The organism is Rossellomorea vietnamensis (assembly GCF_008180615.1).
In the GTDB taxonomy this organism is placed as follows: Bacteria; Bacillota; Bacilli; order Bacillales; family Bacillaceae_B; genus Rossellomorea; species Rossellomorea vietnamensis_D.
The window spans coordinates 99413-115929 of sequence record NZ_VTEH01000007.1; the positions used below are offsets into that span (position 1 = coordinate 99413).

Below are 16517 nucleotides of genomic sequence, written 5' to 3' on the forward strand. Positions count from 1 at the left end.
TACATCCAGGTCCTCCGCTTTTATAATTTAGTACATATGAAGCGGATTAATCCGCTTACCAGACAGTAAAAATCAATTCATTTAAAGGAGCACATGGCATGATTAAAATGTTTACCACACAGCTATCGGGACTTTTCAACCGGATAGCCGATAAAGAAGAATTTTCGATTGAAGACGGCGCGCGCCTTCTTGCACAAGCCTCTGTCGGCGAAGGAAGCATCTTCATCAAAGGGTTTGCCGAGATGGAAAGTGTCACTCTTGAAGCGGTTTACGGCCGTGAACCTCTTCAGGGAGCTAAAGCCCTGGCCGCTGTGGATGATATTTCTGAAGCGGACAGGGTGCTGCTCATTTCCCGTTTTTCCAACGATGAAGAGGCAGTTTCCCTTGCAAAACAGCTTATAGAAAAAGGTATTCCCTTTGCTGCAGTATCCGGTGTAGTTTCCTCAGAGAGTGACAGTCTAGCAGTACTGGCCGATATTCATATTGACACCAAATTGATCAAGGGAATGCTTCCTGGAGAGGAATTAGGCGAGCGCGTTGGATTCCCATCCAGCATGGCCGCACTTTATATCTATTTCCTGATTAAATTTTCGCTCGATGAAATGCTGGAGGAGTATTGATACCAACCATTTCCTTAGTAAAAAATAGTTTTCATAAAATCGGTAAACCACCAGTGTGAACTGGTGGTTTGTTCTGCGACCGGAAGCCTATTTTACCGGACTCTGCCAATAAGACCCACTGAAGGGTATTCTCCAGCAACTTATTCCCTGTAAAAAAGCTAGAGAAATAAGGGGAGAAATTCCGCTTATTTACTTATAAGATGCGAAAATGGTTCATTTCGGTGTGCTTAAGCGGAAAAATTCCGCTTATATAGACCAAATTGAATTCTATTCAGCAGCTTAACCGGAAAATTTCCGCTTATTTAGATAAAGTTATCTATGTCCGCCACGGGCATACATCCTGCTAGAATGAAACGAAATGATAGGGAAATCTGCTTATCCTATCATGAGGAAGGTTTTTCACACCACCCTATAACCTCTCTGAAACCTCGGCATGGTCCGGGGTTTTCAGGACTATGAAACAAAAGAGCCGGCCCCCGCAGGGAACCGGCTCTTTCTCATCTGCACAATTATTATTCAGCATTCTCCAAAGCCGCATTGATGAAATCACGGAATAACGGCTGCGGACGGGTTGGGCGGGAAGTGAATTCCGGATGGAATTGTGACGCCACAAACCATGGGTGATCCGCAAGCTCGATGATTTCCACCAATCTGCCATCAGGGCTTGTCCCTGAAAAGATGAAGCCTGCCTTTTCCATTTCTTCTCTGAAATGATTGTTGAACTCATAACGGTGGCGGTGGCGCTCGTATACTACCTCGCCTGCATAAGCCTCATATGCTTTTGTTCCCGGAATGAGTTTACATGGATACAACCCAAGACGAAGAGTTCCGCCAAGGTCCTCGATATCCTTTTGCTCAGGAAGCAAATCGATAATCGGATATGGCGTTTCAGCGTTTAATTCTGCTGAGTGGGCTGTTTCATACCCCAGAACATTTCGGGCGTACTCAACAGATGCCAGCTGCATTCCCAAACAGATGCCAAGGAAAGGCACTTTGTTCTCACGCGCATATTTAGTCACGGTGATTTTCCCTTCGACACCACGGTCACCGAATCCGCCCGGTACCAGGATGCCGTCAACATCGCTCATCAGTTCGGCGACATTCTCAGAATCCACCAGCTCCGAGTTCAGCCATTTGACTTCTACATCCGTATCGAAGTTATAACCCGCATGCTTCAGTGCTTCTACTACGGAAATATAAGCATCTTGAAGCTCGACATATTTACCGACAAGGGCAATTCTTGTTTTCTTGCTTAAATTGCGGACTCTGTGAAGAAGTTCATTCCACTCAGTCATATCCGCTTCACCGCAGTCGAGCTTCAAATGATCACAAGTAAGCTGATCAAGTTTTTGTTCCTGAAGGGCAATCGGAACAGCATATAGAGTATCCGCATCCATCGCTTCAATAACGGCACGTTCATCAATGTCACAGAACAAGGCAATTTTATCTTTCATATCCTGAGTCATCGGCATTTCCGTACGCACGACGATGACGTTTGGCTGGATACCAAGGCTTCTCAGTTCTTTCACACTGTGCTGCGTCGGTTTTGTTTTCATTTCACCGGCAGCCTTGATGTAAGGAACAAGTGTACAGTGGATGTACATAACATTATCGCGGCCTACATCATTTTTGATCTGGCGGATGGCTTCCAGGAATGGCAGGGATTCGATGTCCCCTACTGTTCCGCCGATTTCCGTGATAACGATATCTGCATTGGTTTCATTGCCGGCACGGAAAACTCTCTCTTTGATTTCATTTGTAATATGTGGAATAACCTGAACGGTTCCGCCCAAATAGTCTCCGCGGCGTTCTTTTTTCAATACAGTTGAGTAGATTTTCCCCGTTGTCACAGAGCTGTATTTATTCAGGTTAATATCGATGAAACGCTCGTAATGTCCTAAGTCAAGGTCCGTTTCGGCACCATCATCTGTCACGAAAACTTCTCCATGCTGATAAGGACTCATTGTACCAGGGTCCACGTTGATATAAGGATCAAACTTTTGGGTCGTCACTTTCAACCCGCGGTTTTTTAATAGTCTTCCAAGTGATGCGGCTGTAATTCCTTTTCCTAGCGATGAAACTACACCGCCTGTTACAAAAATATACTTTGTCATGCAAAGTACCCCCTTCTTCAAGTTAGTGTCTAAAAAAAGTATGTTCAGCATGGCTGAACATTAATCTCTTACGATGAAATTAATCCAAGGACTGTTTCATTATGGAGGTGTACATTCTAAAAAAGATAGTTGATTTTCGCTCCAGGGACTAGTAGCAGAGCTGAAAAAAACATCAATCTCTTAAAAAATCCTTACTAAAAATACTCATACATCCTGCCCGGCGGCCTTCATCCAAGATCAACCAGGGAACGTTGGAGCATTCTCATTATGAAACAGTATGAAAGGGGTGCAAAAAACAAAAAACGCCCCCGCTTACCGTAGTAAGGGGAGCGTTGAGTTAATAGTCTGATCCTTTTAAAAGGAGCCCAAATAACATACTACCTTCCTCGACATGAGATGTCAAGAACTGATTATTTGTCTTCTTCTGTTTCACTTTCTTCTTCGGGATCTTCATCCTCTTCGTCATCTTCAAGATCATACTCATCTTCATCGATCAATTCTTCGTCGATTTCCTCATCATCCGCGTCCAGATCTTCATCGTCGTCGAGGTCATCATCGTCGTCATCATCATCAACAGCTGTCAGATCTTCTTCATCCAGGTCATCCAGGTCGTCGAAATCAAGATCTTCTTCTTCAAAGTCCTCATCAAGATCTTCAACATCAGCCTTCTTAGCTTTTTTCTTACGGGTTTTCATTGTCGGAACCGTTTCTTCTTCAATCTGGTCAACAGGATACCATGCCCTGATTCCCCAGCGGTTCTCGCCCATTGCAATAAAACGGCCGTCAACATTAAGGTCAGTGTAAAACTGAACCATGCGGGAACGGACTTCCTCTTGTGATAATTCCTGCAATTTCCCCATTTCTTTCAGCAAATCATTAAATGTCACAGCCTGCTTTTTTTCTGTAAGCAGTTCAAATGCTAATTCTATGAAGGATTTTTGACGCAATTCTTCAGTCGATAATTGCTTTAATTTCATATGACGCACTTCCTTTCTCTATTTCACATTCTATTAAAAGGGTATTCTGGTTATCGCTGCATCTGCTTTTTTCCATGGACAGCATAAAAAGCAATCTGGATATTCACAGCAGCAGCTTTGCGAAAAGAGCCTGATAGAATGAATAAAAGGGCATAATTCACGAATTTGCCTGAAACCATATTATTCATTATAAACAATATGAATGGGTTTATGCTAGATTTATGCCATTTTTCTTTTATTTTTTTCCATGTTTCATCATAAGGGAAATCAAGTGTTCAGGTGGATAGTATGGGTGGGGGAAAGATAGGGGTTATGAAAAGGGAATTACCTTTAAAAACTCCGGGGGTTCCGGGCTTTAGGGCGTTTCCCCTTTTTCTAGTTCAGTATTACGCTGTTTCATTGCGTTGGCGTATATTTCGCTGAAAGCTTCGTAAAAGAAGTAGAAAGCCAGCAGCAGCAACGGAATTGCTCCCAAGAGATGTTGATATAAATAAAATGAAAGGCCGCACCCTGCCAAGAACAGGCCGTATCTAAGCAAATATTTCACAATTTCACTCCCTGCCATATGTCCTGTGCCTCAAAACATTACTCTTCTCCTATTATAGTAGAAAATTTCCCTCCGTAATGTTAAATCTGTGTTAAAAAATAGGAATTACTCCGCACTTTAGTCCTTTAAAGCGTAAAGAGGGACTGTCCCTCTTTACGCTTTAAAGTGCTAAAGTTTCCAGATAAGAGGAAAACTGATCCAATGGATGCCTCCATTGGATCAGTTTGATGATGAGGGTTACATGTTTCTTCTGTATTGGCCGCCCACTTCATACAGGGCCCTTGTAATCTGGCCGAGGCTGGCGACTTTGACGGTTTCCATCAGTTCAGCGAAGATGTTTCCATCATTGACTGCCGCTTCCTTCAGCTTCTTCAGTGATTCTTCTGTCGTGTCCTGATTGCGCCCCTGGAAGCTTCTCAAGTTCGTAATCTGTGTTTCTTTTTCTTCTTTCGTAGCACGCGCAAGTTCCATGCTGTCCATCTGATCTTCTGACGGCGGGTTCGGATTCAGATAGGTGTTCACCCCGACAATCGGAAGTTCGCCGCTATGTTTTTTCATTTCATAGAACATGGACTCTTCCTGTATCTTGCCGCGCTGATATTGCGTCTCCATGGCGCCAAGTACGCCGCCGCGGTCGTTGATGCGTTCAAACTCGGTAAGCACCATCTCTTCAACAAGATCTGTCAGTTCTTCCACAATGAAGGATCCTTGCAGCGGATTTTCATTTTTTGATAATCCATGCTCTTTCGTAATGATCATCTGGATTGCCATCGCTCTGCGGACCGATTCCTCTGTAGGGGTCGTGATTGCTTCGTCATATGCGTTCGTATGAAGAGAGTTACAGTTATCCTGCAGAGCCATCAATGCCTGAAGAGTCGTCCGGATATCATTGAAGTCGATCTCCTGAGCATGCAGGGAGCGTCCGGAAGTCTGAATATGATACTTCAGTTTCTGGCTTCGTTCATTTGCACCATACTTATCTCTCATAACGGTCGACCAGATGCGGCGAGCGACCCTTCCGATGACAGTATACTCTGGATCCAGTCCATTCGAGAAGAAGAAGGATAGATTCGGAGCGAAGTCATTGATGTCCATGCCTCTGCTCAAATAGTACTCTACGTAAGTAAATCCATTGGCGAGTGTGAAAGCCAGCTGTGAAATCGGATTGGCTCCCGCTTCTGCAATATGGTAGCCCGAAATCGAAACAGAGTAATAGTTTCTTACTTTATGATCGATGAAGTACTGCTGGATGTCTCCCATCATTCTTAAAGCGAATTCTGTTGAGAAGATACACGTATTCTGTCCCTGGTCCTCTTTTAAAATATCTGCCTGAACCGTTCCGCGCACTACGTTCAGTGTCGCTTCCTTTACCTCAGTGAATTCTTCCAGGTTCAGCGTTCTGCCCAGCTCTTCTTCCTTCTTCTTCACCTGCTGGTCGATGGCTGTATTCATGAACATGGCCAAAATAATCGGCGCAGGGCCATTGATTGTCATCGATACAGAGGTGGAAGGCGCGCATAGGTCGAAACCATCGTACAGCTTCTTCATGTCATCAAGTGTACAGATGCTCACACCGCTTTCCCCGACTTTACCATAAATATCAGGACGGTGATCCGGGTCTTCTCCATACAGCGTTACCGAGTCAAAAGCCGTACTTAAGCGCTTGGCATCATCATCTTTGGAGAGATAATGAAAGCGGCGGTTCGTTCTTTCCGGCGTCCCTTCACCGGCGAATTGGCGTTTCGGATCTTCACCTTTGCGTTTGAACGGGAATACCCCTCCTGTGTAAGGAAATGCCCCAGGAACATTTTCTTTATAAACCCAGCCTAGGATTTCACCAAGGTCCTTATATCTTGGTAGAGCAACCTTTGGAATATCCAGCCCCGAAAGGCTCTTTGTCTTCAATTCAGTGATGATTTCTTTATCCCTTATTTTGGTTACATACTGGTCTGCACCATATTTCTCTTTGAATTCTTCCCAGCCATCCAGGATCCTTTTAGATTCAGGAGTCAGCTTCTCTTCCACATTTTTTCTAAGGTTTTCAAGGGAAGTCAGCACTTCTTCATTTACTTCCTGCTCCTTCACTGCTTCGATTGCTCCCTGAAGCTGGAACATTTTGCGTGCGAAGCCTACCTGCTCTTCTGCTTTTCTATGATAATTTCTCACCGTTTCGGATATCTCTCTTAAGTAATAACGGCGGTCATTCGGAATGATGACATTTTGCTTTTCAACATCGACATCTTTAGAAAATGGCGTTGACCATCCCAGATCCAGTTTGCTGTTGATTTTTTCAACCAATGCAGCAAACAACGCGTTTGTGCCGGGATCATTGAACTGGCTCGCAATAGTTCCGTATACAGGCATTGCATCCAAATCCTTGTCAAACAGCATGTGGCTGCGCTGATACTGCTTCTGCACTTGTCTTCTTGCATCCTCTGAACCTTTTCTTTCAAATTTGTTGATGACAATCAAGTCGGCAAAATCAATCATATCGATTTTTTCCAGCTGCGAAGGCGCACCAAATTCGCTTGTCATAACATACATGGACAGGTCACAGATTTCCGCGATTTCCGCATCTCCCTGCCCGATACCGGACGTCTCGACAATTACAAGATCATAGCCTGCCGCCTTCACGACATTGATAGAATCCTTGATCGCCAAGGAAAGCTCTGTCTTTGACCCGCGGGTCGCCAGGCTTCTCATGAAAACACGTTTATTGAAAATGGCATTCATACGGATACGGTCGCCAAGAAGGGCTCCGCCTGTTTTTTGCTTTGTCGGATCGATAGAAAGAATCGCAACCTTTTTCTCCGGAATTTCATTCAAGAAGCGGCGGATCAATTCATCTGTAAGTGAACTTTTCCCTGCGCCTCCTGTCCCTGTAATCCCAACAACAGGAACGGATGCTGCCAGCGACTTCACTTCACTGAGTACGGATTGTGCCGTCGCGGCTGCTTCTTCATTGGAGTTGATCTGGTATTCTGCCAGTGAAATCAACTTTGAAACGGTATTGACATCTCCCGCCTGCAATTTTTCCAGCTGCTCACCAGCAGAAGAAGTGACCGTTGGGAAATCACACTCTTCTATCATTCCGTTGATCATCCCTTGAAGCCCTTTGGTTCTTCCGTCTTCAGGAGAGAAGATCCTCGCGATTCCATAAGCATGAAGCTCCTTAATTTCCCGCGGGATGATAACACCGCCTCCTCCTCCATAAATCCGGATATGGGAAGCGCCTCTTTCCTGTAAAAGATCGTACATATACTTGAAGTATTCAACATGGCCGCCCTGATAAGATGAAATCGCAATCCCTTGGACATCTTCCTGGATTGCCGCATTCACCACCTCTTCAACGGAACGGTTATGGCCAAGGTGAATCACCTCTGCCCCGCTCGCCTGAATAATCCTTCGCATGATATTGATGGATGCGTCATGTCCGTCAAACAAACTGGATGCCGTAACGAAACGGACATGATGATTTGGTTTATAAATTTCAACAGTGCTCATATTTCTCCCCCTGTTCGCATTTCTATTCTAAAAAGCCATTGATGCCTGAAAACAGCAAATCAGTCTGAAGCTCGATATACTCTTCCAATGAATATTTTTTCTGAAGCGCCCAGCGGCGGAATCCCCACATCTGCCCCTGGACGAAAATATTCTGTGCCAGCAGGTGAATCCTGTCTTCATCCAGTGCCAGCTCGCCATTTTCACAGCATTTTTTGATCAGCGCCTCAAACATCCCGACCATTTCGAGCTCTTTTTGCAGCACATACGGAAGGGCGTCCTTAGACAGCGATTTTGCCTCCTGGTACATGACCAGCACTTCATCCTGAAGACTGTCCATGACCCGGAAATAGTGGTCGATGCCAAGCTTCAAGCTGACAAGGGTCCCCTGTTCTGTATCCATCCCCTGCAGCTGTGACCGAACCTGCTCATATATGCTGTCACAAACCAGGTAAAGGACGTCTTCCTTGGTTCTGATGTATTCGTAAAGTGTACCGATACTGAAACCGGCTGCTTTGGCAATCTCTCTGGTTGTTGTTCGGTGAAACCCCTTTAGTTTAAAAAGCGAGACTGCCCCGCGGATCATTTCGTCCCGCCTTTTTTCGACAAGCCGTTCATCTTTCACAGAAGCATGAACTTCCCTCTTCTTATTCACATTAACCGACCGCCTTTGTTGACCACCTTTTCTCCCTTAAAATACACTTTGAAATTAAAAGCTTGGTTAATTTCCGCTCCAGGTGTACGACTCCGCGGGGCGGACGGTGAGCCTCCTCGGCTTCGCCTGCGGGGTCTCACCTGCCCGCTAATCCCGCAGGAGGTCGTTCACCTTCCACTCCAATTAACACATATTAATAAAAAGTTAAAAAATCCTGATTGATCCATATAGAACTTCCCCAAATTCTTACAAATCATAAATAATTACTTCGTCACCATACGTGAGATGACCAGACGCTGGATTTCCTGTGTTCCCTCATAAATCTGCGTGATTTTCGCATCGCGCATATAACGCTCAACTGGGTAATCCTTTGTATATCCGTAGCCTCCGAAAATCTGTACTGCTTCTGTTGTCACCTTCATCGCCGTGTCTCCGGCCATCAACTTGGACATCGCAGATTCTTTTCCATAAGGAAGGCCTTCTGACTCAAGCCATGCTGCCTGGTATGTCAGCAGGCGTGACGCCTCGATGCTTGTGGCCATATCTGCAATCTTGAACGAGATTCCCTGGTTGGCAGCGATAGGCTTCCCGAACTGTTCACGTTCTTTTGCATAGTCGATGGAAGCGTCGAGAGCACCCTGTGCAATGCCGACTGCCTGCGCAGCAATTCCGTTACGTCCGCCATCAAGTGTCATCATGGCAATCTTGAACCCTTCCCCTTCTTGCCCAAGGAGGTTCTCTTTTGGCACGCGGCAGTTATCGAACACAATTTCCGTTGTTGGTGATGAACGGATTCCTAGTTTCTTTTCTTTCTTGCCTACTGAGAAACCTTCGAAGCTGCTTTCAACGATGAATGCTGATGTTCCTCTTTGTTTTTGAGAAGGATCTGTCAATGCAAATACCACATAAATATCCGCGATGCCTCCATTAGTAATGAAGATTTTTGATCCGTTTAAAATATAATCGTCACCGTCAAGCTTGGCAGTCGTTTTCATTCCTCCTGCATCGGAGCCTGATGCTGGTTCAGTCAGACCATAGCCGCCGATTTTTTCACCCTGCGCCATAGGTTTAAGGTACTTCTGCTTCTGCTCCTCATTACCGAATTTAAAGATCGGCCATCCAGCCAAGGAAGTATGAGCTGATAAGGTTACGCCTGTAGAAGCACATACTCTGGAAAGCTCCTCAACCGCGATGCAATAAGCAAGATAGTCACTGCCGATTCCGCCGTACTCTTCCGGCCAGGGAATCCCTGTCAGGCCAAGCTCCGCCATCTTATCGAAAAGCTCTCTGTCAAAGCACTCCTCCTCGTCACGTTCTGCAGCAGTCGGTTCCACTTCATTCTTCGCGAAGTCACGCACCATTTTGCGGATCATTTCATGTTCTTCTGATAGTTTGAAATTCATTTCTCTTCCCCCGTTTGTCTCATTAGTAGGTTGTTTGATTGCTTTAAGTCACTTTTGTGCTTTAAAGCGTGATAAGGGACAGTCCCTCTTAGCGCTTTAGAGTATTAAAGCACATTTCCTTTATTTTAAGAGATGTTTGCTGATGACGACTCGTTGGATTTCGCTTGTTCCCTCGTAGATTTCAGTTACTTTGGCATCGCGGAAGAGCCTTTCCACCGGATACTCTTCTGTGTAGCCATATCCGCCGTACACCTGGATGGCTTCGGTTGTTACATCTACAGCTGCTTTAGAGGCGAAAAGCTTTGCGACCGATGCTTCCCTTCCGCAGCTCAAGCCTTCACTTCTCATATTGGCGGCCCGGTAAACCAGCAGTTTGGCCGCTTCCACGCTCGTTGCCATATCTGCCAGCTTGAACCCGATTCCTTGCTGTGCAGCAATCGGTTTTCCAAATTGAACTCGTTCTTTCGCATAGGAGGTTGAATGTTCCAGGGCTGCCTCAGCAATTCCCAACGCTTGTGCAGCGATGCCGATACGGCCTACATCAAGGTTGGCCATCGCAATCTTGAACCCTCGCCCTTCTTCTCCTAAAAGGTTTTCTGCCGGAACTTTCATATCTTCAAAAGTAAGCTGCACCGTTCTGGAACCGTGAAGCCCCATCTTTTTTTCATCTTTCCCGATGATGAGTCCAGGTGTATCTTTTTCAACAATAAAGGCTGAAACCCCGCGCCCGCCTTTATCCGGATCAGTCGAAGCAAAAACTATGTATACGTCCGCCTCGCCTCCGTTTGTGATAAAAACCTTGGAGCCATTGATGACATAATGATCGTCTTTTTTCACTGCCCGTGACTTCAGGCTTCCTGCATCAGAACCCGCACTAGGTTCTGTCAGGCAGAAAGCTCCGAGGTACTCGCCGGAGGCAAGCTTTGTCACATACTTCTGTTTTTGCTCCTCTGTCCCGAAGTAAAGGATCGGGTTAGTTCCGACCGACGTGTGCACTGACAGGATAACCCCGACCGTTGCACTTACCTTCGACAACTCATGGATGGCGCTGATATAAGAAGTGAAATCCATTTCCGAACCGCCGTATTTCTCAGGAATCGTGATTCCCATCAAGCCGAGATCGGCCATTTTTTTGAGAATCTCCCTGGGGAACTCTCCCTCTTCCATTTTTTCAACAAATGGTGCGATTTCTGTCTGCGCGAAATCGCGGACCATCCTTCTCATCATCTGTTGTTCTTCTGTGAACCGTAGATCCATCCTGTTTTCCTCCCCGATGTTTGTATGAATACTGCCGGGTTTTAGCCCCTCTTTTTTTGTAAAGAACTGTTTAGTACGCATTGCTGCTATATAAGACGGACAAGCCCTCAAGTTCAAAAGTTACTCGTAACTGTAGAAGCCTCTTCCTGTCTTCCTGCCAAGCCAGCCTGCTTTTACATATTTGCGCAGAAGCGGACACGGACGGTATTTATCATCTCCAAACCCTTCATGCAGGGTTTCCATGATGTACAGGCAAGTATCAAGGCCGATGAAATCTGCCAATGTGATTGGTCCCATAGGATGGTTCATTCCCAGCTTCATCACTTCATCGATTGCCTCTTTCGTCGCCACACCTTCATAAAGTGTGTAGATTGCTTCATTGATCATCGGCATCAATACCCGGTTAGAAACAAACCCAGGGAAATCTTCCACTTCGACGCCTACTTTATTTAACGTTTTCGTCATATCCTCGATTTCCTGATACACCTCATCGGATGTAGCAAGGCCGCGGATAATTTCCACCAACTTCATCACAGGTACCGGATTCATGAAATGCATCCCGATTACTTTTTGAGGCCTGTTTGTTGCCGCTGCCACTTCTGTAATGGGAAGTGAAGAAGTGTTAGTCGCAAGGATGGCATGTTCCGGAGCAATTTCATCAAGCTGTTTAAAAATCTTTGTCTTGATTTCCATGTTTTCAACAGCTGCTTCTATTACAAGGTCGACATCGCCTGCGTCATTAAGATCGGTTGACTGAGTGAGGTTGGCCAGCACCTTATTCTTATCGTCTTCTGTCATTCTTCCTTTTTCTACAGAACGGGAAAGGTTCTTAGTGATGACACCCATCCCTCTCTGTACATAATCCTCTTTCAAGTCGTTCAGTTTTACATTGAATCCAGCCTGGGCACAGACTTGGGCAATCCCTGAGCCCATTTGTCCAGCTCCCACTACCATTACTTTTTTGATACTCATGTATTTGTTCTCCCCTTTGTTTGGACCTTGAGTGGTGATTTTGTTGTTTATATCAGCATTTTTGAATGTTTATCGGCGATTATGGGCTGTTTATCGGCGATTTTTTTATCCTTATCGGCGAAAATCAGACAGTTATTGGCGATTTTTAGAATTTATCGGCCAAGCGACAAAATCGACACCGACATCCGCCGACCATCTACCCATCCAGCACACCGCTATGCTTACTTCTTCGGCACTTCGATCATGATGGCATCTCCCTGGCCGCCGCCGGAGCAGATGGAAGCGATCCCGATTCCGCCGCCGCGTCTTTTTAGTTCGTAGGCAAGTGTCAAAATGATCCGGGCACCACTGGCTCCGATTGGGTGGCCGATAGCAACGGCACCTCCGTTGACATTCACTTTATTTTCATCAAGGTTGGCGATTTTCCCGCTTGTTAAGGCAACTGCGGCAAAGGCTTCATTTATCTCGAATAAATCAATTTCTTCAAGTTGTTTTCCTGTTTTTTTCAAAAGTTCATTGATGACTAATCCTGGAGTCTGCGGGAAATCTTCGGCTTCCAGCGCTATAGCCGTATGGCCGAGGATGTAAGCTAACGGTTCCTTCCCTTCTTTAGAGGCACGTTCTTCACTCATCAGGACCATAGCGGCAGCTCCATCATTCACTCCTGGTGCATTGCCGGCTGTAATCGTTCCATCTGAGCCAAAAACAGGGGACAGTTTTGATAGTTTTTCTGTAGATGTATCTTTTCGCGGTGCTTCGTCCTGGTCCACTGTAACCGGCTCGCCCTTGCGCTGAGGCACTTCAACTGAAATTATTTCTTCGGAAAGCCTTCCCTCATCAGCAGCCTGTACCGCGAGTTCGTGGCTTCGCTTAGCCCAGCGGTCCTGTTCTTCACGGGAAATATCAAATTCTTTTGCCGTGCTGTTTCCGTAGGTGCCCATGTGAACATTATTGAAACTGCAAGTCAGTCCGTCATGCACCATCATATCCTTCACTTGAGAATCGCCCATGCGCATTCCCCAGCGGGCTTTCGGTAAAATGTATGGAGCATTGGACATGGATTCCATTCCTCCGGCTACAATCACTTCGCCATCTCCTGCACGGATGATTTGATCCGCCATTGTCACACTTCTCATGCCGGAAGCACACACTTTATTGATCGTTTCGGTCCGAACATTCCAAGGAAGATCTGCATGGCGTGCAGCCTGGCGGGAAGGGAGCTGTCCTTGTCCGCCTTGAAGAACCGACCCAAGGATGAGTTCTTCTACTTCATTTCCTTCGACACCAGCTCGTTTCAATGCTTCTTTTACAGCAAATCCTCCCAGCTCGGATGCTGTAAAAGAACTCAAGCTTCCACCAAACTTACCAAAAGGTGTACGAGCACCATCAAGAATGACTGTTTTTCCCATTTCAATCTCTCCTTTTCTATTAAAATCTTATTTCCTCACAATTGATACCGCTTTCAAAAATTTCGACTGAACGCTCGCTCAAAGCCTGCAAGTAAAGAAAGGGCCTGGCAGCCATAACATCGAATCGATACTATCCGGGACCAGACCCTTTTTATTCTAAATTCTAAAATCCTTTTGTAAGCCTTTACCATTCTATTCTAAAATAAAAATAGTATGAATGGAACAACTAACCTGAAAATTATTACTATTTGCTTATCAGGAAGCAATTGTTGTATCACTCGGATTGCCGCAGACCGCTTTTTCAAGAAGTTCGGCAACATCCAGTGTGGATACATTATCTTCTACTTCTTTGGCTTTCGTACCATCCGAAAGCATGGTCAGGCAGTAAGGACAACCTGAACTGATGACGGAAGGGTTGGTTTCAAGCGCCTGTTCAGTCCTTGCAACATTGACACGGTGGCCCTTATCTTCTTCCATCCACATCAAGCCTCCGCCGGCACCGCAGCACATTCCGTTTTGTCTGTTGCGTTCCATCTCAACGAGGCTGACACCTGAAATCGCTTTAAGGATTTCACGCGGCGGATCATAGACTTCGTTGTATCTGCCAAGGTAGCAGGAATCATGGAACGTGATCGTTTCATTGACTTCATATTTAGGCTTCAAGCGTCCTTCTCTCACAAGCTCGGCCAGCACCTCGGTGTGATGGTAAACTTCTGCTTCAAGGCCAAAGTCCGGATACTCATTTTTGAAAATGTTATAAGCATGCGGGTCAATCGTAATGATCTTCTTCACTTCGTTCTTTTCGAATTCCGCAATGTTGCTTGTGGCAAGTTCCTGGAATAAGAATTCGTTACCCAATCGGCGCGGTGTATCACCGGAGTTTTTCTCTTTGTTTCCAAGGATTGCGAATTTCACATCCGCTTCGTTTAAAAGTTTTGCAAATGAAAGGGCGATTTTCTGGCTTCGGTTATCGAAAGAGCCCATTGAACCCACCCAGAACAAGTACTCAAACTCTTCTCCGGCTTTCTTCATTTCCTTCACTGTCGGGATGTGAACATCTTCACGTCCCTCACGCCAGTTTTCACGCTCTTTGCGGTTAAGTCCCCAAGGATTTCCCTGGCGTTCGATATTCTGCATCGCACGCTGGGCGTCCGCATCCATTTTACCTTCAGTCAGTACAAGATAACGGCGGAGGTCAATGATTTTATCAACATGTTCGTTCATTACCGGACATTGATCTTCACAGTTTCGGCAAGTAGTACAAGCCCAGATTTCTTCTTCTGTGATAACATCCCCGATAAGGCTCGGGCTGTACTCAAGAGAAGCTGCTGCTTCTTCAGCACCCTGCCCGGCAGAAGCTATGGCCAGCTGGTTTCCTTTTGTATGATTGAATGCCATCGTTGGCACCCAAGGTTTTTTCGATGTAACTGCCGCGCCATGATTCGTTAAATGGTCGCGGAGCTTAACGATCAAATCCATCGGTGACAGCATTTTGCCTGTGCCGGTAGCCGGACACATATTCGTACAGCGGCCGCACTCCACACACGCATAGAAATCAATCATTTGAAGCTGATTGAATTCTTCAATTTTTCCTACACCGAAGCTTTCAGCAGATTCATCTTCAAAATCGATCGGACGCAGTCTTCCCGGATTGTCCAAACGCTGAAAATAAGTATTAGCCGGACCGGCAATCAAGTGAGCATGCTTGGACTGCGGAACATACACAAGGAATGCGAGCAGGAACAGCAAGTGAATCCACCAGGATACATAGAAAATGACGATGGAAGCTGTTTCACCAATCCAGCCAAGTCCTCCTGCAATTAACGACGCTATAGGTTCAGACCAACCCAGTTCATGCTCGTGCCAGATCAGCCCCATACCGTTTCCGACAAGTACAGAAAGCATCAATCCGCCGATGAACAGCAGGACAAGACCGGATTTGAATCCTCTCTTCAATCTGACAAGCTTCTCTACGTAACGGCGGTGGAAAGCCCACACAACCGCAACGAGAATCATCAATGTAACGATTTCCTGAAAGAACGTGAATCCTGGATACAGCGGCCCTAATGGCAGATGAGATCCTGGAGCCAGTCCCTTCCAAATGAAATCGATTGCCCCGAACTGCACCAGGATAAAGCCATAGAAAAACATGACGTGGATAATTCCGCTCTTTTTATCCTTTAAGAGCTTTTTCTGTCCAAAAACGTTAACAGCAATATTCTTCATTCTTTCTTTCACATTATTGTCGAACTCAGTCTTTTTCCCCAGCTTAATAAACTCGATCCTTGTCTTGACAACATATACAAACAAACCGACAGCGTAAGCGGTTACAAGAATGAATGCAATCCAGTTAATCCATAACAAAACATCCATCTTTCAGACTCCCCCTCTTCTTCGTGATTTCTTATCCCTTTGCTGCAAAATTTTAAAAGGAATTAATATTCAGAATGTTCCCTACTCCCATTATATACTGAATGAGCATTCAGTCAATGATTTTCCTCCTATTTTTTTGTCATTAATTTACGAGATGAGTACAGTAATCTTTGTTATTTAGAGGATATGAAAGTTGATTTCCGCTACAGGTGTGCGACTCCGCGGGGCGGGCGGTGAGCCTCCTCGGCTTCGCCTGCGGGGTCTCACCTGTCCCGCTAGTCCCGCAGGAGGTCGCACACCTTCCGCTCCAATCAACACAGCGTACATAAGTTCAAAATAATTAGTCCAAAACAAGCTTTTGTAAGTTAGCTTATTTCCTCAGGACAGATGAGCATTACTTCTACAGCTTGGTGGTGTAGCTCCCTAGAACCAGATCTGTGATTTAACACCTGACCTTATGAATGTCTACTATTTTTATTAATACGGCACGGCACCTCTTCGTTCATACCTCCACCCAATCTTCCCCAAGAAAGCTGCAGAACTCCTAGCCATGTTTCTCAATTCTGAAACGAGCTCTTATCTTACATACGGAGCCAACGAAATTTTTTTCGCCTTTATCGTTGCTTTCAAGTCCACTTACGTTTGCAACAAGCTTTTAAAGGGGAAACGATGAATAAAGGATAATTGGA

At 45.6% G+C, this 16517-nt stretch carries 11 protein-coding genes; 1 reads left to right on the forward strand and 10 read right to left on the reverse strand.

Features of this window, described 5'->3' with window-relative positions; translation table 11 throughout:
- Positions 1-98 precede the first annotated feature (98 nt).
- Entirely contained in the window at positions 99-620 is a 522-nt protein-coding gene (locus FZC79_RS11255) for a DUF2529 domain-containing protein (protein ID WP_148946891.1), read from the forward strand.
- Between the two features lie 512 nt (positions 621-1132).
- On the opposite strand, the gene FZC79_RS11260 is transcribed toward FZC79_RS11255, so the two are convergent.
- The 10 genes from FZC79_RS11260 to FZC79_RS11305 all read right to left on the reverse strand — a co-directional run bounded on the left by FZC79_RS11260 (position 1133) and on the right by FZC79_RS11305 (position 15828).
- Complete coding sequence (locus FZC79_RS11260) at positions 1133-2734, reverse strand: CTP synthase (protein WP_148946892.1); 1602 nt, start codon at positions 2732-2734, stop codon at positions 1133-1135.
- Positions 2735-3144: 410 nt separating this feature from the next.
- A complete protein-coding gene (gene rpoE / locus FZC79_RS11265; RefSeq protein WP_148946893.1) occupies positions 3145-3711 on the reverse strand; it encodes a DNA-directed RNA polymerase subunit delta in 567 nt (188 codons plus the stop codon).
- A 355-nt stretch (positions 3712-4066) separates the two neighbouring features.
- Positions 4067-4258: a hypothetical protein gene (locus FZC79_RS11270; RefSeq protein ID WP_148946894.1), complete on the reverse strand. Its 192-nt coding sequence runs from the start codon at positions 4256-4258 to the stop codon at positions 4067-4069.
- Between the two features lie 237 nt (positions 4259-4495).
- Entirely contained in the window at positions 4496-7762 is a 3267-nt protein-coding gene (gene icmF / locus FZC79_RS11275) for a fused isobutyryl-CoA mutase/GTPase IcmF (RefSeq protein WP_148946895.1), read from the reverse strand.
- A gap of 22 nt (positions 7763-7784) precedes the next feature.
- Positions 7785-8414, reverse strand: a complete 630-nt coding sequence (locus FZC79_RS11280; protein ID WP_148946896.1) for a TetR/AcrR family transcriptional regulator — start codon at positions 8412-8414, stop codon at positions 7785-7787.
- 263 nt (positions 8415-8677) lie between these two features.
- On the reverse strand, positions 8678-9817 hold the full coding sequence (locus tag FZC79_RS11285) for an acyl-CoA dehydrogenase (RefSeq protein ID WP_148946897.1): 1140 nt from the start codon (positions 9815-9817) through the stop codon (positions 8678-8680).
- Positions 9818-9937: 120 nt separating this feature from the next.
- Complete coding sequence (locus FZC79_RS11290) at positions 9938-11074, reverse strand: acyl-CoA dehydrogenase (protein ID WP_148946898.1); 1137 nt, start codon at positions 11072-11074, stop codon at positions 9938-9940.
- Between the two features lie 120 nt (positions 11075-11194).
- Positions 11195-12046, reverse strand: coding sequence for a 3-hydroxybutyryl-CoA dehydrogenase (locus FZC79_RS11295; protein WP_148946899.1), 852 nt, complete (start codon positions 12044-12046; stop codon positions 11195-11197).
- Between the two features lie 221 nt (positions 12047-12267).
- Positions 12268-13455, reverse strand: coding sequence for an acetyl-CoA C-acetyltransferase (locus tag FZC79_RS11300; RefSeq protein WP_148946900.1), 1188 nt, complete (start codon positions 13453-13455; stop codon positions 12268-12270).
- Between the two features lie 255 nt (positions 13456-13710).
- Positions 13711-15828 (reverse strand): 4Fe-4S dicluster domain-containing protein, encoded by a 2118-nt coding sequence (locus tag FZC79_RS11305; RefSeq protein ID WP_148946901.1) that lies wholly within the window; start codon positions 15826-15828, stop codon positions 13711-13713.
- Positions 15829-16517: the final 689 nt, after the last annotated feature.

Excerpts from the sequence above, each read along its gene's own strand:
- FZC79_RS11255 (WP_148946891.1), top strand. The coding sequence starts at position 99 with ATGATTAAAATGTTTACCACACAGCTATCGGGACTTTTCAACCGGATA.
- FZC79_RS11260 (WP_148946892.1), bottom strand. The coding sequence starts at position 2,734 with ATGACAAAGTATATTTTTGTAACAGGCGGTGTAGTTTCATCGCTAGGA.
- rpoE (WP_148946893.1), bottom strand. The coding sequence starts at position 3,711 with ATGAAATTAAAGCAATTATCGACTGAAGAATTGCGTCAAAAATCCTTC.
- icmF (WP_148946895.1), bottom strand. The coding sequence starts at position 7,762 with ATGAGCACTGTTGAAATTTATAAACCAAATCATCATGTCCGTTTCGTT.
- FZC79_RS11285 (WP_148946897.1), bottom strand. The coding sequence starts at position 9,817 with ATGAATTTCAAACTATCAGAAGAACATGAAATGATCCGCAAAATGGTG.
- FZC79_RS11290 (WP_148946898.1), bottom strand. The coding sequence starts at position 11,074 with ATGGATCTACGGTTCACAGAAGAACAACAGATGATGAGAAGGATGGTC.
- FZC79_RS11295 (WP_148946899.1), bottom strand. The coding sequence starts at position 12,046 with ATGAGTATCAAAAAAGTAATGGTAGTGGGAGCTGGACAAATGGGCTCA.
- FZC79_RS11300 (WP_148946900.1), bottom strand. The coding sequence starts at position 13,455 with ATGGGAAAAACAGTCATTCTTGATGGTGCTCGTACACCTTTTGGTAAG.
- FZC79_RS11305 (WP_148946901.1), bottom strand. The coding sequence starts at position 15,828 with ATGGATGTTTTGTTATGGATTAACTGGATTGCATTCATTCTTGTAACC.